A 21,074-nucleotide genomic window follows, 5' to 3' on the forward strand; every position below is an offset into this window, starting at 1 on the left:
GCGCTGACGCGTGAGGTGCCGGGGCGCGGGTGCCTGCCGATCGGGGCAGGTCCGCGCCTTCTGCGTATCGTGCGTATCGTGGGGGCGTGCTTCTCTCAGACAAGGACATCCGGGCCGAGATCGATGCCGGGCGGGTGCGCATCGACCCGTACGACGAATCCATGGTGCAGCCCTCGAGCATCGACGTGAGGCTTGACCGCTTCTTCCGGGTGTTCGAGAACCACCGCTACCCGCACATCGACCCCGCCGTCGAGCAGCTCGACCTGACGCGTGAGGTCGAGCCGGAGGGCGACGAGGCGTTCATCCTGCACCCGGGCGAGTTCGTGCTCGCCTCGACCTACGAGGTCATCTCCCTGCCGGACGACATCGCCTCGCGGCTGGAGGGGAAGAGCTCCCTCGGGCGGCTCGGGCTGGTCACGCACTCGACCGCCGGGTTCATCGACCCCGGTTTCTCGGGGCACGTGACCCTGGAGCTGTCGAACCTCGCCACCCTGCCGATCAAGCTCTGGCCGGGGATGAAGATCGGCCAGCTGTGCATGTTCCGGCTGAGCTCGCCCGCCGAGTTCCCGTACGGGAGCGAGCGGTACGGCTCCCGGTACCAGGGCCAGCGGGGGCCGACGGCCTCCCGTTCGTTCATGAACTTCCATCGGACCCAGGTGTGAGGCGGTCGCAGGCATGAGTGAGGTACGCGAGAACCTGACGTACGAGGGCTTCGGCACCGCCGTCCGCGAGCTGGCGCAGACCATCGCCGACGACGGCTACGAGCCCGACATCGTGCTCTCCATCGCCCGCGGCGGCGTCTTCGTCGCCGGCGGTCTGGCGTACGCGCTGGACTGCAAGAACATCCACCTCGTGAACGTCGAGTTCTACACCGGGGTGGGGACCACCCTGGAGATGCCCGTCATGCTGGCGCCCGTGCCGGACGCGATCGACTTCTCCGACAAGAAGGTCCTGATCACGGACGACGTCGCCGACACCGGCAAGACGCTCAAGCTCGTCCACGACTTCTGTGTCGACCATGTCGCCGAGGTCCGCTCCGCGGTCATCTACGAGAAGTCCCACTCCCTCGTGAAGTGCGAGTACGTGTGGAAGAAGACCGACGAGTGGATCAACTTCCCCTGGTCGGTCTTGCCGCCCGTCGTGAAGCGTGAGGGTCAGGTTCTCGACGCCTGAGGCCCAGAGAAGAGCAAAGGCCCCCGCCGAACCCGGCGGGGGCCTTTTCGTGTGTCGTTACAGCGTGCCCAGCTTGATCAGGCTCAGCAGGGCCACCAGCTGGATCGCCGACGCGCCCAGGGCCTTCGGCCAGGGGAGGTCGTGGGAGCGGCTCACCATGACCGTGAGGAGCGCGCCCGCGGCCAGCCAGGTCGCCCAGCCGAGGATCTGGACCAGGCCGTTCTCGCCGCCCAGGAAGAGTGCGAAGACCAGGCGCGGCGCGTCCGTGATCGACATGATCAGCATGGACAGGCCGACGGTCGGCTGCCAGGCGCCGTCGCCGCCCAGCTGGCGCGCGAGGGTGTGGGTGACCGCGCCCAGGATCAGGCCGCCGAGCACGAAGCCGAGGGCGGTCATCAGGACGTACGGGATCGTCGTCGAGATCGTCGCGTTGAGCGCCTCTTCGCGGGCCTTGTCGAAGCCGAAGATCGCGAGGAGCCCGTAGAGGAACGTGACGATCAGCGCCGGGCCCCAGACGGCGTAGTCCCGCATCTGCAGGAACGTGTCCGCAGGGCGCACGACGATGCCGCTCAGGAGCTGCTTCCAGGGGAGCCGGGGGCCCGTCGGTACGGGGGCGGCGACGGGCCCCGCCTGGGCGTACGGGTCGTCGACGCTGAACATCTGGGTGTGGCCCGGGTTGTTCGCCGCCGCGTGCTGCTGGTGCCCCTGCCGGCCGTAGGGGTCGCCGAAGTACTCCGGCTCTCCGTACGCCTGCTGCTGCTGCCTCTGCGGCGGCTGCTGCCACTGCTGCTGCGGGTACGGCGGCGGGGCCGCGTTGTACCCGTACGGCGCCTGCTGCGGTTGTTGTTGTTGCGGGGGGCGGTTGTCCCGGCCGCGTCCGTTCCTGAATCCAGCCACGCCTTGAACGTACCCGGTTCCAGCGTGTGGTCGCTCCCCAGGCCGGTCCTTGCCACTGAGCTGTGACATCCCCTAGGGGGGACGAGGGGGCGCCTCCTTCGTCGTACGTACGTCGTGCGTATGACGTGACTACGACGTGCGTACGGCGTACGGACGCGAAAGGGCCGCCCCGCGCTTCAGCAGCGCGGGGCGGCCCTTCCTTGCGTATCCGGGATCAGACCGCCGGCTCCGGCTCCTCGGCCGCCGGCTCCTCCTCCGGCTCGACCGGGGTCTTCACCGAGTCGAGGAGCAGCTGGGCGACGTCGACGACCGTGACCGACTCCTTGGCCTTGCCCTCGTTCTTCTTGCCGTTGACCGAGTCGGTCAGCATGACGAGGCAGAACGGGCAGGCCGTCGAGACGATGTCCGGGTTGAGGGACAGGGCCTCGTCGACGCGCTCGTTGTTGATGCGCTTGCCGATCCGCTCCTCCATCCACATCCGCGCGCCGCCGGCGCCGCAGCAGAAGCCGCGCTCCTTGTGGCGGTGCATCTCCTGCTGGCGCAGGCCCGGGACGGCGGACATGATCTCGCGCGGCGGCGTGTAGACCTTGTTGTGACGGCCCAGGTAGCACGGGTCGTGGTAGGTGATGAGGCCCTCGACCGGGGTCACCGGGATCAGCTTGCCCTCGTCGATGAGGTGCTGGAGCAGCTGGGTGTGGTGGATGACCTCGTACTCGCCGCCGAGCTGCGGGTACTCGTTGGCGATGGTGTTGAAGCAGTGCGGGCAGGTCGAGACGATCTTCTTCGCCGACTTCGGCTTCTTCGTCGACTCGTCCTCGTCGTCCTCGCCGAACGCCATGTTCAGCATCGCGACGTTCTCCTGGGCGAGCTGCTGGAACAGCGGCTCGTTGCCCAGGCGGCGGGGGGAGTCACCGGTGCACTTCTCGTCGCCGCCCATGATCGCGAACTTGACGCCCGCGATGTGGAGGAGCTCCGCGAAGGCCTTGGTGGTCTTCTTGGCCCGGTCCTCCAGGGCGCCGGCGCAGCCGACCCAGTAGAGGTAGTCGAACTCTGAGAGGTCTTCGACGTCCTTGCCGACGATCGGGACCTCGAAGTCGACCTCCTTGGTCCACTCGACGCGCTGCTTCTTCGCCAGGCCCCAGGGGTTGCCCTTCTTCTCCAGGTTCTTGAGCATCGTGCCCGCCTCGGACGGGAACGCGGACTCGATCATCACCTGGTAGCGGCGCATGTCGACGATGTGGTCGATGTGCTCGATGTCGACCGGGCACTGCTCGACGCAGGCGCCGCAGGTGGTGCAGGACCACAGGACGTCCGGGTCGATGACGCCGTTCTCCTCGGCGGTGCCGATGAGGGGGCGCTCGGCCTCGGCGAGGGCGGCGGCGGGGACGTCCTTGAGCTGCTCCTCGGTCGCCTTCTCGTTGCCCTCCATGTCCTTGCCGCCGCCCGCGAGCAGGTACGGCGCCTTGGCGTGGGCGTGGTCCCGGAGGGACATGATCAGGAGCTTCGGGGAGAGCGGCTTGCCCGTGTTCCAGGCGGGGCACTGCGACTGGCAGCGGCCGCACTCGGTGCAGGTGGAGAAGTCGAGGATGCCCTTCCAGGAGAACTGCTCGACCTGGGAGACACCGAAGACGGCGTCCTCGGCCGGGTCCTCCCAGTCGATCTCCTTGCCGGCCGTCGTCATCGGCTGGAGCGCGCCGAGGGCGGTGGAGCCGTCGGCGTTGCGCTTGAACCAGATGTTCGGGAAGCCGAGGAAGCGGTGCCAGGCCACACCCATGTTGGTGTTGAGCGAGACCGTGATCATCCAGGTGAAGGACGTGACGATCTTGAGGCACGCGAAGAAGTAGGTGAGGTACTGGATCGTGCTCAGGTCCAGGCCGTCGAGCAGCGCGATCAGCGGGTACGAGGCGAAGAAGCCCGGCTCCCAGCTCGTCACGTGGTGCTGGACGCCTTCGAGGGCGCGGAGCGTCATGATGCAGACGCCGACGATCAGGATGACGGCCTCGACGAAGTACGCCTGGCCGGTCTTGGAACCGGCGAAGCGGGACTTGCGGCCCGCCTTGGTCGGCTTGCTCAGCTGGCGGATGACGATGAGCGTCACGATGCCGAGGACCGTCATCGTGCCGAGGAACTCGGTGAAGATCTCGTACGGCAGCCAGTCACCGATGATCGGGATCAGCCAGTCGGCCTGGAAGAGCTGGCCGAAGGCGTTCACGATGGTGAGGAGCAGCGAGAAGAAGCCCACCGCGACGAACCAGTGCGCGAAGCCGACGATGCCCCAGCGGTTCATGCGCGTGTGGCCGAGGAATTCCTTGACCAGCGTGATGGTGCGCTGCTTGGGGTCACCGGTGCGTGTGCCGGCGGGGACCGGCTGACCGAGCCGCACGAAGCGGTAGATCTGCACGGTGGCGCGGCCGAACAGCGCGACGGCCACCACCGTGATGGCGATCGACACGATGATCGCGGCGAGTTGCATGACGGGCTCCTCGGGCGGGCCTACTAAGCGGTAACTTATTGAGTTCCTGCTGAGATTACCCGGTCACGGCGCCGCGCTGTAGCGGCGCTCGCGGTGATATGTGTCGCTCAGGCAAACCTTGCCGCGCGACGCCTGCGTACAGCTGGAAGCGTACGCGCAAGGATCAGCAGATCCATCCCCAGCCAGTGGTGGTCCACATAGTGGAGATCGAGCAGCTCGCGCTCCTCCCACGGCAGGTCCGAGCGGCCGCTGATCTGCCACGGTCCGGTCAGCCCGGGGCGTACGGAGAGCCGGCGGCGGCCCTCGCCCGCGCACTCGCGGTGCGCCGGGGTCAGCGGGCACGGGCCGACGAGCGACATCCGGCCCGCGACGACGTGCAGCAGCAGCGGCAGCGCGGCCAGCGGGCTCTTCGTGCGGAAGGTCAGCATCGTGAAGGGTCGTCCGCCGAGGCCGGCCACCGTCCGGCGGCGCAGCACCGCACCGCCGCCGCCGAGGGTGACGGAGAGGGCGGTGCCGGCGATCAGGGGTGCGAGGACGAGCAGCAGGAGCGCCCCGGCCGTCACGTCGAACGCGCGCTTGGCCGCCGATGAGCGGTTGGCCGTCAACGCCCGCTGGACAGCCGACGCGCCCATGACCGTCAACGTCCCCTTGACCGTCGACGACCGCTTGACCGTCAATGCGCCCTTGACCGTCGACGACCGCTTGGCCGTCGACGCGCCCTTCGCCGTCGACACGCGCTGCGCCGTCATGCGGTCTCACCCTCCGGCGGGAATCCTGGCATATGTCCGGACCCTTTCATGTGAACCAGGGCAAACCGGGGAACGACGCGGAGCGGCGCGTCCTTTGAGCGTCCCATCGGGCGAAGAGTTGAGTCGACTCGGCTCAGGTCTGTTGACGAAGGCGACCTCCTCGTGCATCCTTGAGTCAGTTCCACTCAAGTCAGTCAGCTGGAGGAATCGAAATGGCACGTGCGGTCGGCATCGACCTGGGCACGACTAACTCCGTCGTCAGCGTTCTGGAAGGCGGCGAGCCCACCGTCATCACCAACGCCGAGGGTGCCAGGACCACGCCGTCCGTCGTCGCCTTCGCGAAGAACGGCGAGGTGCTCGTCGGCGAGGTGGCCAAGCGTCAGGCCGTCACCAACGTCGACAGGACCATCCGGTCGGTCAAGCGCCACATGGGCACCGACTGGAAGATCGAGATCGACGGCAAGAGCTTCAACCCGCAGCAGATGAGCGCCTTCATCCTGCAGAAGCTCAAGCGCGACGCCGAGGCGTACCTGGGCGAGAAGGTCGTCGACGCGGTCATCACCGTCCCGGCGTACTTCAACGACTCCGAGCGTCAGGCCACCAAGGAGGCCGGTGAGATCGCGGGCCTCAACGTCCTGCGCATCGTCAACGAGCCGACCGCGGCCGCCCTGGCCTACGGCCTCGACAAGGACGACCAGACGATCCTCGTCTTCGACCTCGGTGGCGGCACCTTCGACGTGTCCCTCCTGGAGATCGGCGACGGCGTCGTCGAGGTGAAGGCCACCAACGGTGACAACCACCTCGGTGGTGACGACTGGGACCAGCGCGTCGTCGACTACCTGGTGACGCAGTTCCAGAACGGCCACGGCGTGGACCTGGCCAAGGACAAGATGGCTCTCCAGCGTCTCCGCGAGGCCGCGGAGAAGGCGAAGATCGAGCTCTCGTCCTCGACCGAGACCACGATCAACCTGCCGTACATCACGGCCTCCGCCGAGGGCCCGCTGCACCTGGACGAGAAGCTCACGCGCGCCCAGTTCCAGCAGCTCACCTCGGACCTGCTCGACCGCTGCAAGGTGCCGTTCCACAACGTCATCAAGGACGCGGGCATCGCCCTGGGCGAGATCGACCACGTCGTCCTCGTCGGTGGCTCGACCCGTATGCCGGCCGTCGCCGAGCTCGTCAAGGAGCTGACGGGTGGCCGCGAGGCCAACAAGGGCGTCAACCCGGACGAGGTCGTCGCCATCGGCGCCGCGCTCCAGGCCGGTGTCCTCAAGGGTGAGGTCAAGGACGTCCTGCTCCTCGACGTGACCCCGCTGTCCCTCGGCATCGAGACCAAGGGCGGCATCATGACCAAGCTCATCGAGCGCAACACCACGATCCCGACCAAGCGGTCCGAGATCTTCACGACGGCCGAGGACAACCAGCCGTCCGTGCAGATCCAGGTCTACCAGGGCGAGCGCGAGATCGCGGCGTACAACAAGAAGCTCGGCATGTTCGAGCTGACCGGTCTGCCGCCGGCCCCGCGTGGCGTCCCGCAGATCGAGGTCGCCTTCGACATCGACGCCAACGGCATCATGCACGTGACCGCGAAGGACCTGGGCACGGGCAAGGAGCAGAAGATGACCGTCACCGGTGGCTCCTCGCTGCCGAAGGACGAGGTCGACCGGATGCGCCAGGAGGCCGAGCAGTACGCGGACGAGGACCACCGTCGCCGCGAGGCCGCCGAGTCCCGCAACCAGGGCGAGCAGCTCGTCTACCAGACGGAGAAGTTCCTCAAGGACAACGAGGACAAGGTCCCCGGTGACGTCAAGGCCGAGGTCGAGGCCGCGCTCGTCGAGCTGAAGGAGAAGCTCAAGGGCGAGGACACCGCCGAGATCCGCACCGCCACCGAGAAGGTCGCGGCCGTCTCGCAGAAGCTCGGCCAGGCGATGTACGCCGACGCCCAGGGCGCCCAGGCCGCCGGTGACGCCGGCCAGGCCCAGGCGCAGGACGACGACGTCGTCGACGCCGAGATCGTCGACGAGGACAAGCCGAAGGGCGGCCAGGCGTGACCGAGGAGACCCCGGGCTTCGAGGAGAAGTCCGACGTCCCCTCCGGCGCCACCGCTGACGACGCCGCCGAGGCCGTCGAGACCTCCGAGGAGGACTCGACGGCCCCGGCCGGGGACGCTACGGACGTAGCCCTCCTGGCGCAGCTGGACCAGGCCCGTACCGCGCTCACCGAGCGCACCGCGGACCTCCAGCGGCTCCAGGCCGAGTACCAGAACTACCGCCGCCGCGTGGAGCGGGACCGGGTCACGGTCAAGGAGATCGCCGTCGCGAGCCTCCTGTCCGAGCTCCTTCCCGTGCTCGACGACGTCGGCCGGGCCCGGGACCACGGCGAGCTCGTGGGCGGGTTCAAGTCGGTGGCCGAATCGCTGGAGACCGTCGTCGCCAAGATGGGTCTGCAGCAGTTCGGCAAGGAGGGCGAGCCCTTCGACCCGACGATCCACGAGGCCCTGATGCACTCGTACGCGCCGGACGTCACCGAGACGACCTGCGTGGCGATCCTGCAGCCGGGGTACCGGATCGGCGAGCGGACCATCCGGCCCGCCCGCGTGGCCGTCGCCGAGCCCCAGCCGGGGGCGCAGGCGAAGGGGGACGAGCCGGAAGACGCCGGCAAGTCCGAGAAGTCCGAGAAGGACAGCGAGTAACAGCCGTACCCGGAAGCGGGAGGAGGGACGTCGATGAGTACGAAGGACTTCGTCGAGAAGGACTACTACAAGGTTCTCGGCGTCCCCAAGGACGCCACCGAGGCCGAGATCAAGAAGGCGTACCGGAAGCTCGCCCGCGAGAACCATCCGGACGCCAACAAGGGTGACGCGAGCGCCGAGTCGCGCTTCAAGGAGATCTCCGAGGCGAACGACGTCCTCGGCGACCCCAAGAAGCGCAAGGAGTACGACGACGCGCGCGCCCTGTTCGGGAACGGCGGCTTCAGGGCCGGCGGCCCGGGCGCCGGCGGCTCGTTCAACTTCGACCTGGGCGACCTCTTCGGAGGCGCCCAGGGCGGGGCGGGCGGCGGCTTCGGCGGCGGTGGCATCGGGGACGTCTTCGGCGGCCTGTTCAACCGCGGCGGGGGCGCGGGCACCCGCACCCAGCCGCGGCGCGGCCAGGACATCGAGTCCGAGGTGACGCTCAGCTTCACCGAGGCCATCGAGGGCGCGACCGTGCCCCTGCGGATGTCCAGCCAGCAGCCGTGCACGGCGTGCTCGGGCACCGGCGACAAGAACGGCACGCCCCGGGTGTGCCCGACCTGCGTCGGCACCGGGCAGGTCTCGCGCGGCAGCGGCGGCGGTTTCTCGCTCACCGACCCCTGCGTGGACTGCAAGGGCCGCGGCCTCATCGCCGAGAACCCCTGCGAGGTCTGCAAGGGCAGCGGGCGGGCCAAGTCCTCCCGCACCATGCAGGTCCGCATCCCGGCGGGCGTGAGCGACAACCAGAAGATCCGGCTGCGCGGCAAGGGAGCGCCGGGCGAGCGCGGCGGGCCGAACGGCGACCTGTACGTCGTCGTGCACGTCGACGCCCACCCGGTCTTCGGCCGCAAGGACGACAACCTCACCGTCACGGTGCCGGTCTCCTTCTCGGAGGCGGCGCTCGGCGGCGAGATCAAGGTCCCGACCCTCGGCGGCCCCGCGGTGACCCTCAAGCTGCCCGCGGGCACCCCGAACGGCCGGACCATGCGCGCCCGTGGCAAGGGCGCGGTCCGCAAGGACGGCACGCGCGGCGACCTCCTCGTGACGGTCGAGGTGGCGGTGCCGAAGGAACTGGACGACAAGGCACGCGAGGCCCTGGAGACCTTCCGCGAGGCGACCGCCTCCGAGGACCCGCGGGCCGAGCTGTTCCAGGCCGCGAAGGGAGCGTGACCCGGTGGAAGGACGCAGACGGCAGCCCGGATTCAGCAACAGGGCATTCGAACTGACCGACGAGTCGCCGGTGTACGTCATCTCGGTGGCGGCCCAGCTCTCCGGTCTGCACCCGCAGACCCTCCGCCAGTACGACCGCCTCGGGCTCGTCTCTCCGGACCGCACGGCCGGCCGGGGCCGCCGCTACTCGGCCCGTGACATCGAGCTGCTCCGCCAGGTGCAGGCGCTGTCGCAGGACGAGGGCATCAACCTGGCCGGAATCAAGCGGATCATCGAACTGGAGAACCAGGTCGCGGCGCTCCAGGCCCGGGTGGCCGAGCTGTCGGCGGCGGTCGAGGGCGCGGCGGCGACGCTGCGCCAGCGCGAGGCCCAGGTGCACGCCTCGTACCGCCGGGATCTGGTGCCGTACACCGACGTGCAGCAGGCGAGCGCCCTCGTGGTGTGGCGCCCGAAGCGCGGCGAGTAGCCCTTCACCGGTCATGGAAGAGGCCCCCTCCCTTGTGGAGGGGGCCTCTTTCAGCTGTCCCGTTCGAGGATCCCGGACTGGGCGATCAGATAGCCGAGCTGCGCGCGGCTGCCGCTGCCGAGGGCGGCGGCGAGCTTGGCGATGTGCGCCCGGCAGGTCCGTACGTTCATCCCGAGCCGGCGGGCGATGGCCTCGTCGACGTGCCCCTCGACGAGGAGCTTGGCGATGGAGCGCTGGACGCCGCCGATGCCGTCGCTCTTGATGTCGTACGGGATCTCCTCCCGTATCGGCACGGCCAGCTGCCAGAACTGGTCGAAGACGCCGCCGAGGTAGGCGACGAGGCCGGGGTGGCGCAGCTCCAGGGCGACCTGGCGGTCGCTGCGGGCCGGGATGAAGGCGACCTCGCGGTCCACGATGATCAGCCGGTCGATGATCTCTTCGAGGGTGCGGACCTGGACCTCGGGGCCGACGTGCTCCAGATAGGTCAGCGTGAGCTCGGTGTGGCGCGCGGTGTGCTGGTAGAGCGTCCGCATGCTGATGCCGCGCCCCAGGAGCGGGGAGACGCGGTCGAGGGCCTCGCTGAGGGCCTGGGCGGGCCGTCCGCCGCCCGGCTGGACGGTGAGGAGCTCGTGGCGGCAGTTGGCCACGACGCGGTCGAGGGTCGAGTTGATGCGGTCGATGCCCTCGAGGACGCTGATCGCGTGCGTGGTGGGGGAGTCGTGGGCGCTGATCGCCATGAACGGCTCGAACGCGTCGGAGAGGGCGACGGTGCGCCGCCGGCGGTCGAGGATCTCGCGTTCGATCGGCTGGAGCAGCTGGGCGAGTGCCGCGGAGGGGGGAACCGGACGCAGCCACTGCGCGTCGTCGGGGTCGGGGTGGAGCAGGGACAGATCGAGCAGGCAGGGTGCCTCGACCGCCTCTGACCGGGGTATTCGCCCGGTGCGCAGGGCGGCCGCGTACAGCTCGGAGCCCGCTTCGCACAGTTCGGCGTGCGAATGAGGGTGACCTGTTTCGTCCGCTTGTTTCCGCATATGTACACCCCCAGGCTCCTGCATCTCAGGAACATGATGCCTGGGTTTGGTGGTGCAGGCGCAGAGAGTAAGCCATCGTCTTACTCGCGGGGGTTGGAAGTAGACGTTGCCTTCAAGTGAGGTTGCTCGGTGATGATGAAGAAGCTCATACGCGCGGCGGCCGGAGTCGCCTTCATCGCGGCCGCCACAGTGGGCGCGGGAGTGGCCCTCGACCCGGGCTGGCACTCGGGGACGGCGGACGTGCAGGCCGCTCAGCTCGACCCGGGCTGGAGTCTCGCCGCCCCCACGCTCCTCGGTGACCCGGGCTGGAGCGTGGCCCCCCAGCAGGACCCCGGCTGGAGCTAGTCGGGACATGAATGTTCCCGATGACCCCAGGTTCCGCCGGGAGATGGCTTCGGCCTACCGCTCCGGCTGGCACTTCGTCGATCTCGCCACGGCAATCCCCCATCGTGGCGACTCGCTGAAGGTCACCCTCTTCGGAGAGCCGATCGTCGTCGCCCGCGAACAGGACGAAGACGTCCGTGCGTACCGCTGTCTGCGCCGTCCCCGCGGCGCTCCGCAGCCCATCCGCTGTGCCATCCGGTACGGCATGATCTTCGTCAACCTCGATCAGCGCGACCACCAGCTGATCGAAGCAGAGGCCATCACCGCCACCCCCCGCAGTGCCTGAGCGATTCCCCCGTCGTTGTAGATCGCTCCGGCACTTCCCCCACACAGCGGCGCCATCGCGGACCTGAAACGCGATGGCGCCGCTGTGCGTCTTCCCGCCGTCCGTCAGGCGCGGCCCATCGCCCGGGTGAGGGCGATCTCGATGACGACCCGGTCCGGGTTCGGCGACGGCGTGCGGCCGTAGCGCGCGGCGTAGCGGCCGACGGCGTCCGCGACGACGTCCGCCTCCGTACGGATGCGGGCGACGCCCTCCAGGGTGGCCCAGCGCCCCTTGTCGACCTGGCAGACCGCGACCCGCGCGCCGTCCGCGCCCGCCGCCAGGATGTTGGCGACCTTCCGGCTGTTCTTGTTGGTGATCACGCGCGCGTACCCGCCCTCGGGGTCGTACGTGACGCCGACCGCGACGACGTGCGGCGTGCCGTCCGCGCGCGGGGTGGTCAGGGTGCACATGTGGTACTCGCGCCAGAAGCTCAGGTACGAGTCGGAGGGGTTCCTGGGGTCTGTGGCCATGCCCGGAAACTACCCGGGGCCGAGCTCCCTCCGAAACATTGAGTCGGTTCGGCTCAACTTTGTGTACCCTGGAGAAGTCATAGAAGGAGAGGACCCACGAGAACCCAGGAGGAGCACCGCACGTGGACGCCGAACTGACCAACCGGAGCCGGGACGCGATCAACGCGGCGAGCAGCCGCGCCGTGTCCGACGGACACGCCGACCTCACGCCTGCCCATCTGCTGCTCGCGCTGCTGACCGGTCAGGACAACGAGAACATCACCGACCTGCTCGCCGCCGCCGGCGCCGACCAGGCGGTCGTGCGCGCCGGTACGGAGCGCCTCCTCGCCGCTCTGCCGAGCATCACGGGGTCCACGGTCGCGCCCCCGCAGCCCAACCGCGACTTCCTCGCCGTCCTCGCCGACGCCGACAAGCGCGCCAAGGAGCTCGGCGACGACTACCTCTCGACCGAGCACCTCCTCATCGGCATCGCCGCCAAGGGCGGCCGCGCCGGTGAGATCCTCGACGAGCAGGGCGCGAGCGCGAAGAAGCTTCTCGACGCCTTCGAGACGAGCAGGGGAGGACGCCGGGTGACCACACCCGACCCGGAGGGGCAGTACAAGGCGCTGGAGAAGTTCGGCACGGACTTCACCGCCGCCGCGCGCGAGGGCAAGCTCGACCCGGTCATCGGCCGCGACCACGAGATCCGCCGCGTCGTCCAGGTGCTCTCCCGCCGCACCAAGAACAACCCGGTCCTCATCGGCGAGCCCGGCGTCGGCAAGACCGCCGTCGTCGAGGGCCTCGCCCAGCGGATCGTGAAGGGCGACGTCCCCGAGTCCCTGAAGAACAAGCGGCTCGTCTCGCTCGACCTCGGCGCGATGGTCGCCGGCGCGAAGTACCGCGGCGAGTTCGAGGAGCGCCTGAAGACCGTCCTCTCCGAGATCAAGGCGAGCGACGGCCAGATCATCACCTTCATCGACGAGCTGCACACCGTCGTCGGCGCGGGCGCCGGCGGCGACTCCGCCATGGACGCGGGCAACATGCTCAAGCCGATGCTGGCCCGCGGCGAGCTCCGCATGGTCGGCGCGACCACCCTCGACGAGTACCGCGAGCGGATCGAGAAGGACCCCGCCCTGGAGCGCCGCTTCCAGCAGGTCCTGGTCGCCGAGCCGACCGTCGAGGACACCATCGCCATCCTCCGCGGCCTCAAGGGCCGGTACGAGGCCCACCACAAGGTGCAGATCAACGACTCCGCCCTGGTGGCCGCCGCGACCCTCTCCGACCGGTACATCACCTCCCGCTTCCTCCCCGACAAGGCCATCGACCTCGTCGACGAGGCCGCCTCCCGGCTCCGCATGGAGATCGACTCCTCGCCCGTCGAGATCGACGAGCTCCAGCGCTCCGTGGACCGGCTCCGCATGGAGGAGCTGGCCCTCAAGAACGAGACGGACGCGGCGAGCAGGCAGCGCCTGGAGAAGCTGCGGCGCGACCTCGCCGACCGCGAGGAGGAGCTGCGCGGCCTCACCGCCCGCTGGGAGAAGGAGAAGCAGTCCCTCAACCGGGTCGGCGAGCTCAAGGAGCGCCTCGACGAGACCCGCGGCCGCGCCGAGCGCGCCCAGCGCGACGGCGACTTCGACTCCGCCTCCAAGCTGCTGTACGGGGAGATCCCGGGCCTGGAGCGCGAGCTGGAGGCCGCCACCGAGGCGGAGGCCCAGCAGGAGGCCGCGAAGGACGCGATGGTCAAGGACGAGGTCGGCCCCGACGACATCGCGGACGTCGTCGGCTCCTGGACCGGCATCCCCGCCGGCCGCCTCCTGGAGGGCGAGACGCAGAAGCTGCTCCGCATGGAGGACGAGCTCGGCAGGCGGCTGATCGGCCAGTCCGAGGCCGTGCAGGCCGTCTCCGACGCGGTGCGCCGCACCCGCGCCGGGATCGCCGACCCCGACCGGCCCACCGGCTCCTTCCTCTTCCTCGGTCCGACCGGTGTCGGCAAGACCGAGCTGGCGAAGGCGCTCGCGGACTTCCTCTTCGACGACGAGCGGGCCATGATCCGCATCGACATGTCGGAGTACGGCGAGAAGCACTCCGTCGCCCGGCTCGTCGGCGCGCCCCCCGGCTACGTGGGTTACGAGGAGGGCGGCCAGCTCACGGAGGCGGTCCGCCGCCGCCCGTACAGCGTGGTCCTGCTCGACGAGGTGGAGAAGGCGCACCCGGAGGTCTTCGACGTCCTGCTCCAGGTCCTGGACGACGGTCGCCTGACCGACGGACAGGGCCGGACGGTGGACTTCCGCAACACCATCCTGATCCTGACGTCGAACCTGGGCAGTCAGTACCTGGTGGAGCCGCTGACCTCGGAGGACGTGAAGAAGCAGCAGGTCCTGGAGGTCGTGCGGGCGAGCTTCAAGCCCGAGTTCCTCAACCGGCTCGACGACCTGGTCGTCTTCTCGGCGCTCGACCGGACCGAGCTGGGCCGGATCGCGCAGCTCCAGATCGACCGGCTCGCCAAGCGCCTCGCCGAGCGGCGCCTCACCCTGGACGTCACCCCGGAGGCCCTGGAGTGGCTCGCCGAGGAGGGCAACGACCCCGCGTACGGCGCGCGGCCGCTGCGCCGCCTGATCCAGACGGCGATCGGCGACCGGCTCGCCAAGGAGATCCTGGCGGGCGAGGTCGTCGACGGCGACACGGTCCGCGTGGACCGCTTCGAGGACGGGCTGATCGTGGGAGCGGCTACACGTTGAAGGACGTGAGGTGTACGAGGGCGGTGCCGCCGTCCTCGTACACCACCTTCACGTTCACGTAGAGAGCCTGGTCGTAGTCCGCGTCCAGGCACAGGTCCCGATCGCAGGACATCGGCGGCCTGCCATCCGGATAGGTGGCTTTCAGCCAGCCGGCGACCCCGGCGCGCGGCATCCGGAAGTCCACGGTGACGTACGAGTCCTGCCAGTGCGCCTCGGTGCACCGGGCGTCCTCGGCGCCCGCCGGAAGCCTGCCGCGCGAGAACTCCATCGCCGCGGCGCAGTCCACCGGCTGAGGCTTCCCGGCCTCGCTGAACGAGTAGGCACCCCAGACCAGCAGCGTGACCGGCAGACCGCAGAGCGCCACCAGCCCCACGACGAGCCAGACCCACCACCGGGATTTCATCTTCGTGTCCCCCATGGGCCCGAGATCATGTCAGCTGGGAGCGGATCTTGCCGCTTCCGGACCGGCGGGGCTTGCCACGTACCGCCCGGCATGGGGGAGGATGGCGAGCATCCGTACGAAGGGAAATACACGGTGAGCATCGACCCGTCCTCGATTCCGAATTTCGGGGGCCAGCCCCAGCCTCAGGCCGCAGGACCGGCGGGCCCCGTCGTCCCCGACCAGGACCTCGTCAAGCAGCTCCTCGAGCAGATGGAACTCAAGTACGTCGTCGACGACGAGGGTGACCTCGCGGCGCCGTGGGAGGAGTTCCGCACGTACTTCATGTTCCGCGGCGAGGGCGAGCAGCAGGTCTTCTCCGTGCGGACGTTCTACGACCGCCCGCACTCGGCCGACGACCGCGCGAAGGTCCTCGACGCGATCGACGACTGGAACCGCCGCACCCTGTGGCCCAAGGTCTACACGCACCTGCACGAGGAGGAGGACGGCTCCGCCACCCTCCGCCTCATCGGCGAGGCGCAGATGCTGATCGGCACCGGCGTCGCCCTGGAGCACTTCGTGTCCTCCACGGTCAGCTGGGTCCGCGCCTCCATCGAGTTCGACAAGTGGATCGTCGAGCAGTTCGGCCTGGAGTCCCCCGAGGAGAAGACCTCGGGCGAAGACGACGAGGCCTGAGCCCCTCCGGGATCAGATCGCCATGCGCGCGAGCGTCAGGGCGTAGGCCCCGTAGCAGTACGAGAGCCCGGCCAGGGCCGCGACCACCAGGACCGCGGCCCTCGGCCGGGCTTTCGTCAGCGCCGCCGCGAGCGGCAGCAGCAGCGGGAAGGCCGGCAGCAGGAAACGCGGCTTCGACTCGAAGAAGCCCGAGCCGCCGACGGCGATGAGCACGAGCACCGCCGTGTACACGAGGACCGGCGGCGGCAGCCGCTCCGTCCACACGGCGAGCGCGAAGAGCAGGACGCCCGCGCCGGTGACGAGCAGCGCCATCACGAAGCCGAACTGGGTGGGGCCGCCCAGCATGTCCCGTACGAAGACGAGGGCGCCCTTCCCGAAGTCGAACCGGGACGTCCAGCCGGCCTGCACGGCGAAGTAGCCGCCGAGTGGGTCGCCGCGCCGGACGCCCACCCAGAGCACGTACGAGACCCAGCCCGCCGGGGCGAGCAGGCCCGCCGCCCACACCCGTGGCCCGGACCGGCCGCGGGTCCGCCACAGCTCGCAGACCGCGGCGGCCACGACGGCGGCGGCGACCGCGACCCCGTTCGGCCGGGTCAGCCCGGCGAGGCCCGCGAGGACGGCCGCCGACAGCCAGCGGCGGGTGAGCAGCGCGTACAGCGCGAACGCGGCGAACGCGGTCATCAGCGGTTCGGTGTACGCCATGGTCAGCACGATCGAGTGCGGCAGCAGGCCCCAGAGGAGGACGAGCACGGTGGCGGTCCGGCGGCCCCGCAGCCGCTCCGCGAGCAGGTAGATCCCCCCGGCGGCGGCCCCGGCGGCGAGCCAGGACAGCAGCAGCCCGGCCGTGCCCCCGGTGACGGGCAGCACGGTGGTGACGGCCCGGACGAGCGCCGGGTAGAGCGGGAAGAAGGCCAGGTCGTTCAGGACCATGCCGTGGGCGCCGTGGAGGACGCGCCCGTACCCGTGCGCGGCGATCCCGGCGTACCACCGGGAGTCCCAGGAGCCCGCGAGGAGCGCCCGGGGCGAGCGGCCGGTGTGCAGGGCCCACAGGGTGAGGACGAGCAGACCGGTCAGCCGGGCGGCGGCGAAAAGACCGAGCGCGGGTGCCGCCCGGCGCAGCGGGCCCCGGAACCGCAGACGGTCACGGGGCCCGCTGCGGACCGCGGCCGGGGGTGCCGGGCGGTCGAGGGTCTCGGCGGACAGGGTGCACCTCCGGGCGAGGGAAACCGATCATTACCCGGTAAATCGGTCTACCTGACGATCGGCCCGGCACGGGGAGGGCGCGCGCGCCGGCACCCCCGCCCGGCGCAACGGCCCGTGGTTCAGGCGAGCCGCTTGAGGCGCGAGACCGCCTCCTCCAGGACCTCGGTCTTCTTGCAGAAGGCGAAGCGGACGAAGGGCGCGCCGGCCTCGCGGTGGTCGTAGAAGACGGCGTTGGGGATGGCGACGACGCCGGCGCGCTCCGGCAGGGAGCGGCAGAAGTCGAAGCCGTCGGTGGCGCCGAGGGGGCGGATGTCGGTGGTGACGAAGTAGGTGCCGGACGGGCGGTAGACCTCGAAGCCGGCCTGCGCGAGGCCCTCGCTCAGCAGGTCCCGCTTGGCGCTCAGGTCGGCGCGCAGGCCCTCGAAGTAGGCGGCGGGCAGGCGCAGGGCCTCGGCGATCGCGTACTGGAAGGGCCCCGAGGAGACGTAGGTGAGGAACTGCTTGGCCGAGCGGACGGCGGAGGTCAGCTCGGGGCTCGCGGTGATCCAGCCGACCTTCCAGCCGGTGAACGAGAACGTCTTCCCGCTCGAACCGATGGTGACCGTGCGCTCCCGCATGCCGGGGAGGCTCGCGATCGGCAGGTGCTCGGCCCCGTCGAAGACCAGGTGCTCGTACACCTCGTCCGTGACGACGAGGAGGTCCCGCTCGGCCGCGAGCTCGGCGACGGCGGTCAGTTCGGCCCGGGTGAGGACCGTGCCGGTGGGGTTGTGCGGGGTGTTGAGCAGGATCAACCGGGTCCGGTCGGTGACGGCGGCCCGCAGCTCGTCGAGGTCGAGGACGTAGGCGCCCTCGTGGGGGCGGAGGGTGACGGGGACCCTGGTGCCGCCGGCCATCGCGATGCAGGCCGCGTACGAGTCGTAGTACGGCTCCAGGGCGATCACCTCGTCGCCCGGCTCGACGAGGGCGAGGAGGGCCGCCGCGATCGCCTCGGTGGCGCCGGCCGTGACGAGGACCTCGGTGTCGGGGTCGTACGCGAGGCCGTAGCGCTCCCGCTGGTGGTCGGCGATGGCCGACCGCAGCTCGGGGACGCCGGGGCCGGGCGGGTACTGGTTGCCGCGGCCGTCCCGCAGCGCGCGGACCGCGGCCTCCCGGATCTCCTCCGGGCCGTCGGTGTCGGGGAAGCCTTGGCCGAGGTTGATCGACCCGGTCCTGGCGGCGAGCGCGGACATCTCGGCGAAGATCGTCGTCCCGAACTCGGCGAGGCGGCGATTGAGCAGCGGTCGTGTCATGACGGCCATCCTGGAGCCAAGCTCTGGACTTGCTCAAGTGCGCTTTGACGGGGCGTGAGACCGGGCATCTCCCTCGCACAGAAGAACGGGGGTAGTACCGATGGACTTCATCATCATGATCGTCTTCGCACTCGTCGTGATCGGCCTGTTCTCCGCCACCCGGAAGGCGGCCGGCGGCAGGAAGCGCCGTGGCGGGCGCGGGCGTGGCAGGGGTGGCAGCGGCAGCAGCTGGGCCGACGGGGGCGGCGGTGGCGGCTGCGGCGGCGGCAGCTCCTGCGGGTCGGGCGGTGGCTGCGGGTCCGGCTGCGGTGGTGGTGGCTGCGGTGGCGGCAGCTGATTGAACAAGTGAACTGCAAGGTCCCCGAAGGGGTTGGAAAACACGGCAAGTTGGGTAAAAACGCTGCGAGTCGCCCGGGGTCCATGGTTCTCTCGCTCCTGACAGAGACAGCCCTCGGACCGTGTGTGGACCCGAGCCGGCGATTCCCCACTCCCGTAGAAACCCTTCTCCGGGGCGCCCCCGGCCCACCCGTCAAACCGTGTTTGCGGAGCCGACCCATGCTCACCACCCTGAAAACCACCTACACCGATACGCGCGCGTCCGATCTGGCCTGGGCCCTCGGGCGCGAGCCGCTGCCCGCGCTCGCCGTGCTCGATCTCGAACTCACCGGCGCCAAGCTCCAGTTGAGGCTGCTCGGCGCCTCCCACCAGGTCCTCCTGGAGGAGGACGGGCGCCACTGCTCGGAGACCGTGGCCTGTATGCCGGGCAGCAGCACCCCGCTCCCGCTCGGCGTGTCCAAGCGCGTCGGCGCCTGGGAGTACGAATTCGGGGCGCGCGTCGAGTCGCTCACGCCGGGCGCCTTCGCGGGCCGCGCGCAGGAGCTGCTCGCGCTCGTCGCCGACCACCCCAACGGACTCGCCGGGACCTTCCCCGGCTCCCCGCACGCCTTCACGGCGATGCTGGCCCAGCGTCACGAGGGTCAGGTGCGGTGGCGCACCTGGCACGCCTACCCGCAGGAAGGGCAGTTGGTGGTGACCAGGACCCGGATCGGCGCACGTATGCCCGCAACGCTCTGATGCGCCCTCTCGGAGCCCCATGTGCACTCGTGTGGGTGACAAAGAGTGCGACAGTCGTGACGTAGCGTTACGGGCATGATCGAGCCGACCGTGACCATGCCACCCACGAGGGTGCGCCGGCCGCCCCCGCGGCGGTCCGTGCGGCCGCCGCGCGAGGCGGTGCGGTTCCCGGTCCTCGTGGTCGTGTTCGTCTGCGCCGCCTGCGGCCTGGTCTACGAGCTCGAACTGGTCGCCCTCGCCTCGTACTTGATCGGCGACTCGGTCACCCAGGCCTCCGTCGTGCTCTCCGTGATGGTCTTCGCCATGGGCATCGGCTCGCTCCTCGCCAAGGGGCTGCGCTGCCGCGCCGCCGTCGGCTTCGGCCTGCTCGAATCCGGGCTCGCGCTGATCGGCGGCTGCTCGGCGATGGTGCTGTACGCGGCCTTCGCCTGGCTCGGCGAATCGCGGTACGTGCTCGTGGCGTTCTCGCTCGCCATCGGGGTGCTCATCGGCGCCGAGATCCCGCTCCTGATGGCGCTCATACAGGGCGCGGGGCGAGGACCCGGGGCCGCTTCCCCGGGGGAGGCGTGCAACGGGACGCGCCGCGCCGGACGGCAGGCCCCGCTCGGCGAGCAGGACGACGCCGCGGGGACGGTCGCCGACCTCTTCGCCGCCGACTACGTCGGCGCGCTCGTCGGCGGCCTCGCCTTTCCCTTCCTGCTGCTGCCCTGGCTCGGCCAGCTCACCGGAGCGCTCGTCACCGGCGCCGTCAACGCGGCCGCGGGCGGCGGCCTCGTCCTCTGGGTCTTCCGCCGCGACCTGACCCGCCGCTCCCGCGCCCTGCTCGTCACCGTGAACCTGTGCGTCCTGACCGTCCTCGCCACCGCGACCGTCCTCGTCGACGACTTCGAAGAGGCCGCGCGCCGCGCCGTGTACGGGGAGCGGGTGCGGGTCGCCGTCCGCACCGACCTCCAGGAGGTCGTGGTGACCGGGGGCCGCGCGGAGCTCCCCGACCTGTTCCTCGACGGGCGCCTGCGGGTGGCCGGCCGCGACGAGTACCGCTACCACGAGGCCCTCGTCCACCCCGCGATGGACGGCGCGCACACCCGCGTCCTGATCGTCGGCGGCGGCGACGGGATGGCCGCCCGCGAGGCCCTGCGCTACGCCGGGGTCCGCTCCGTCACCGTCGTCGAGCTCGACGCGGGTGTCGTCCGCCTCGCCCGCACGGACCCGGCGCTCGCCGCGCTCAACGCACACGCCTTCCGCGACCCGCGCGTCCACGTGGTCTACGCGGACGCCTTCAACTGGCTGAGGGGCGCCGCCGACCGTCTGCAGGAACGGTACGACGTGGTGATCTCCGATCTGCCCGACCCCGGGATCACCCCCAGCACCAAGCTCTACTCCGAGGAGTTCTACGGCCTCGTGGCCCGCGTCCTGACCGCCACCGGACGCTTCGCCGTGCACGCAGGATCGGCCACCGACCGGCCCCGCACCTACTGGACCGTCGACGCCACCCTGCGCGCCGCCGGCTTCGCGACCCGCCCGTACAGCGCGTCCGGCCGCACCCCCGGCTTCGCCGCCGGCCCCGACCGCGCCGACCGCGCCAGCGGTACGGGGCGGGGCCCGGCGGACTGGGGCTTCCTCCTGGCCGTACGGGGCGGCCGGCCGCCCGCCCTCGGCCTCGCCCCCGACGCGCCCCGGCTGCGCTCGCTCACCGCCGGGACCCTGGAGGCCGCGGCGCGCCGCGCCGAACGCACCCGCGGCGGCGAACCCCCGCCGTCGACCCTGGTGCACCCCCGGTACGGCGCCTGACCCGTCTGCCGGGCGCAAACAGGCGACGCCGCGCCCCCGCCTGAGTAGGCTCGGCT

21 protein-coding genes are annotated in these 21,074 nt (G+C 70.5%); 13 read left to right on the top strand and 8 right to left on the bottom strand.

The window, feature by feature from the left end:
• The first annotated feature begins 86 nt into the window (after positions 1-86).
• Entirely contained in the window at positions 87-662 is a 576-nt protein-coding gene (gene dcd, locus ACZ7HT_RS08980) for a dCTP deaminase (protein WP_056653242.1), read from the top strand.
• A 13-nt stretch (positions 663-675) separates the two neighbouring features.
• Positions 676-1,173 carry a phosphoribosyltransferase gene (locus ACZ7HT_RS08985; RefSeq protein WP_030209937.1) on the top strand — a complete coding sequence of 166 codons (498 nt, stop codon included), beginning with the start codon at positions 676-678 and terminating at the stop codon, positions 1,171-1,173.
• 57 nt (positions 1,174-1,230) lie between these two features.
• Here the strand turns inward: ACZ7HT_RS08985 and ACZ7HT_RS08990 are convergent, their stop codons facing one another.
• The 3 genes from ACZ7HT_RS08990 to ACZ7HT_RS09000 form a co-directional block, all read right to left on the bottom strand.
• Positions 1,231-2,070, bottom strand: coding sequence for a Yip1 family protein (locus ACZ7HT_RS08990; protein WP_471161825.1), 840 nt, complete (start codon positions 2,068-2,070; stop codon positions 1,231-1,233).
• Between the two features lie 214 nt (positions 2,071-2,284).
• The gene (locus tag ACZ7HT_RS08995; protein ID WP_471161828.1) at positions 2,285-4,543 is read right to left on the bottom strand and encodes a (Fe-S)-binding protein; all 2,259 of its coding nucleotides are present in this window, start codon (positions 4,541-4,543) and stop codon (positions 2,285-2,287) included.
• 107 nt (positions 4,544-4,650) lie between these two features.
• Complete coding sequence (locus ACZ7HT_RS09000; RefSeq protein ID WP_471161831.1) at positions 4,651-5,292, bottom strand: sugar transferase; 642 nt, start codon at positions 5,290-5,292, stop codon at positions 4,651-4,653.
• A gap of 212 nt (positions 5,293-5,504) precedes the next feature.
• On the opposite strand from ACZ7HT_RS09000, the gene dnaK reads away from it, so the two are divergent.
• Genes dnaK through ACZ7HT_RS09020 form a run of 4 tightly spaced genes read left to right on the top strand, consistent with a single transcriptional unit; the run spans position 5,505 to position 9,659 of the window.
• Positions 5,505-7,343, top strand: coding sequence for a molecular chaperone DnaK (gene dnaK, locus ACZ7HT_RS09005; RefSeq protein ID WP_471161834.1), 1,839 nt, complete (start codon positions 5,505-5,507; stop codon positions 7,341-7,343).
• Positions 7,340-7,984, top strand: coding sequence for a nucleotide exchange factor GrpE (gene grpE, locus ACZ7HT_RS09010; protein WP_471161836.1), 645 nt, complete (start codon positions 7,340-7,342; stop codon positions 7,982-7,984). The genes dnaK and grpE overlap by 4 nt, the downstream gene beginning before the upstream one ends.
• A gap of 33 nt (positions 7,985-8,017) precedes the next feature.
• On the top strand, positions 8,018-9,193 hold the full coding sequence (gene dnaJ / locus ACZ7HT_RS09015) for a molecular chaperone DnaJ (protein ID WP_471161839.1): 1,176 nt from the start codon (positions 8,018-8,020) through the stop codon (positions 9,191-9,193).
• A gap of 4 nt (positions 9,194-9,197) precedes the next feature.
• Positions 9,198-9,659, top strand: coding sequence for a heat shock protein transcriptional repressor HspR (locus ACZ7HT_RS09020; protein ID WP_471161842.1), 462 nt, complete (start codon positions 9,198-9,200; stop codon positions 9,657-9,659).
• A gap of 50 nt (positions 9,660-9,709) precedes the next feature.
• Here ACZ7HT_RS09020 and ACZ7HT_RS09025 read toward each other — a convergent pair whose 3' ends face one another.
• The gene (locus ACZ7HT_RS09025) at positions 9,710-10,690 is read right to left on the bottom strand and encodes a helix-turn-helix transcriptional regulator (RefSeq protein ID WP_471161845.1); all 981 of its coding nucleotides are present in this window, start codon (positions 10,688-10,690) and stop codon (positions 9,710-9,712) included.
• A gap of 132 nt (positions 10,691-10,822) precedes the next feature.
• Here ACZ7HT_RS09025 and ACZ7HT_RS09030 point away from each other — a divergent pair, with 132 nt between their 5' ends.
• Together ACZ7HT_RS09030 and ACZ7HT_RS09035 are read left to right on the top strand one after the other, a co-directional pair.
• Positions 10,823-11,035 carry a hypothetical protein gene (locus tag ACZ7HT_RS09030; protein WP_471161848.1) on the top strand — a complete coding sequence of 71 codons (213 nt, stop codon included), beginning with the start codon at positions 10,823-10,825 and terminating at the stop codon, positions 11,033-11,035.
• 7 nt (positions 11,036-11,042) lie between these two features.
• Positions 11,043-11,360, top strand: coding sequence for a Rieske (2Fe-2S) protein (locus ACZ7HT_RS09035; RefSeq protein WP_078953989.1), 318 nt, complete (start codon positions 11,043-11,045; stop codon positions 11,358-11,360).
• Between the two features lie 104 nt (positions 11,361-11,464).
• Here the strand turns inward: ACZ7HT_RS09035 and ACZ7HT_RS09040 are convergent, their stop codons facing one another.
• On the bottom strand, positions 11,465-11,869 hold the full coding sequence (locus ACZ7HT_RS09040) for a pyridoxamine 5'-phosphate oxidase family protein (RefSeq protein ID WP_471161851.1): 405 nt from the start codon (positions 11,867-11,869) through the stop codon (positions 11,465-11,467).
• A gap of 122 nt (positions 11,870-11,991) precedes the next feature.
• Between ACZ7HT_RS09040 and clpB the strand changes: the two genes are divergently transcribed.
• Positions 11,992-14,586 carry an ATP-dependent chaperone ClpB gene (gene clpB, locus ACZ7HT_RS09045; protein WP_471161854.1) on the top strand — a complete coding sequence of 865 codons (2,595 nt, stop codon included), beginning with the start codon at positions 11,992-11,994 and terminating at the stop codon, positions 14,584-14,586.
• Here the strand turns inward: clpB and ACZ7HT_RS09050 are convergent.
• Positions 14,576-15,004 carry a hypothetical protein gene (locus tag ACZ7HT_RS09050; protein WP_471161857.1) on the bottom strand — a complete coding sequence of 143 codons (429 nt, stop codon included), beginning with the start codon at positions 15,002-15,004 and terminating at the stop codon, positions 14,576-14,578. The genes clpB and ACZ7HT_RS09050 overlap by 11 nt on opposite strands.
• A gap of 117 nt (positions 15,005-15,121) precedes the next feature.
• On the opposite strand from ACZ7HT_RS09050, the gene ACZ7HT_RS09055 reads away from it, so the two are divergent.
• The gene (locus ACZ7HT_RS09055; RefSeq protein WP_471161859.1) at positions 15,122-15,661 is read left to right on the top strand and encodes a type III secretion system chaperone family protein; all 540 of its coding nucleotides are present in this window, start codon (positions 15,122-15,124) and stop codon (positions 15,659-15,661) included.
• 12 nt (positions 15,662-15,673) lie between these two features.
• Here the strand turns inward: ACZ7HT_RS09055 and ACZ7HT_RS09060 are convergent, their stop codons facing one another.
• Both ACZ7HT_RS09060 and ACZ7HT_RS09065 read right to left on the bottom strand, forming a co-directional pair.
• Entirely contained in the window at positions 15,674-16,864 is a 1,191-nt protein-coding gene (locus ACZ7HT_RS09060) for a glycosyltransferase family 39 protein (RefSeq protein WP_471162185.1), read from the bottom strand.
• A 119-nt stretch (positions 16,865-16,983) separates the two neighbouring features.
• Positions 16,984-18,162: a pyridoxal phosphate-dependent aminotransferase gene (locus tag ACZ7HT_RS09065; RefSeq protein WP_471161862.1), complete on the bottom strand. Its 1,179-nt coding sequence runs from the start codon at positions 18,160-18,162 to the stop codon at positions 16,984-16,986.
• 91 nt (positions 18,163-18,253) lie between these two features.
• Between ACZ7HT_RS09065 and ACZ7HT_RS09070 the strand changes: the two genes are divergently transcribed.
• The 3 genes from ACZ7HT_RS09070 to ACZ7HT_RS09080 all read left to right on the top strand — a co-directional run bounded on the left by ACZ7HT_RS09070 (position 18,254) and on the right by ACZ7HT_RS09080 (position 21,018).
• On the top strand, positions 18,254-18,490 hold the full coding sequence (locus tag ACZ7HT_RS09070; RefSeq protein ID WP_471161864.1) for a hypothetical protein: 237 nt from the start codon (positions 18,254-18,256) through the stop codon (positions 18,488-18,490).
• Between the two features lie 218 nt (positions 18,491-18,708).
• A complete protein-coding gene (locus tag ACZ7HT_RS09075; protein ID WP_471161867.1) occupies positions 18,709-19,227 on the top strand; it encodes a DUF2617 family protein in 519 nt (172 codons plus the stop codon).
• Positions 19,228-19,302: 75 nt separating this feature from the next.
• Complete coding sequence (locus ACZ7HT_RS09080) at positions 19,303-21,018, top strand: spermidine synthase (RefSeq protein WP_471161870.1); 1,716 nt, start codon at positions 19,303-19,305, stop codon at positions 21,016-21,018.
• The last annotated feature ends 56 nt before the right edge of the window (positions 21,019-21,074 follow it).

The organism is Streptomyces sp. NPDC037410 (assembly GCF_055602235.1).

Coding starts and splice junctions, on each gene's coding strand:
- ACZ7HT_RS09070 (WP_471161864.1), top strand. CDS start 18,254: ATGGACTTCATCATCATGATCGTCTTCGCACTCGTCGTGATCGGCCTG.
- ACZ7HT_RS09075 (WP_471161867.1), top strand. CDS start 18,709: ATGCTCACCACCCTGAAAACCACCTACACCGATACGCGCGCGTCCGAT.
- dnaJ (WP_471161839.1), top strand. CDS start 8,018: ATGAGTACGAAGGACTTCGTCGAGAAGGACTACTACAAGGTTCTCGGC.
- ACZ7HT_RS09035 (WP_078953989.1), top strand. CDS start 11,043: ATGAATGTTCCCGATGACCCCAGGTTCCGCCGGGAGATGGCTTCGGCC.
- ACZ7HT_RS09025 (WP_471161845.1), bottom strand. CDS start 10,690: ATGCGGAAACAAGCGGACGAAACAGGTCACCCTCATTCGCACGCCGAA.
- ACZ7HT_RS09030 (WP_471161848.1), top strand. CDS start 10,823: ATGATGAAGAAGCTCATACGCGCGGCGGCCGGAGTCGCCTTCATCGCG.
- dnaK (WP_471161834.1), top strand. CDS start 5,505: ATGGCACGTGCGGTCGGCATCGACCTGGGCACGACTAACTCCGTCGTC.
- ACZ7HT_RS08995 (WP_471161828.1), bottom strand. CDS start 4,543: ATGCAACTCGCCGCGATCATCGTGTCGATCGCCATCACGGTGGTGGCC.
- ACZ7HT_RS08985 (WP_030209937.1), top strand. CDS start 676: ATGAGTGAGGTACGCGAGAACCTGACGTACGAGGGCTTCGGCACCGCC.
- ACZ7HT_RS09080 (WP_471161870.1), top strand. CDS start 19,303: ATGATCGAGCCGACCGTGACCATGCCACCCACGAGGGTGCGCCGGCCG.
- ACZ7HT_RS09050 (WP_471161857.1), bottom strand. CDS start 15,004: ATGGGGGACACGAAGATGAAATCCCGGTGGTGGGTCTGGCTCGTCGTG.
- ACZ7HT_RS09040 (WP_471161851.1), bottom strand. CDS start 11,869: ATGGCCACAGACCCCAGGAACCCCTCCGACTCGTACCTGAGCTTCTGG.
- ACZ7HT_RS09000 (WP_471161831.1), bottom strand. CDS start 5,292: ATGACGGCGCAGCGCGTGTCGACGGCGAAGGGCGCGTCGACGGCCAAG.
- ACZ7HT_RS09065 (WP_471161862.1), bottom strand. CDS start 18,162: ATGGCCGTCATGACACGACCGCTGCTCAATCGCCGCCTCGCCGAGTTC.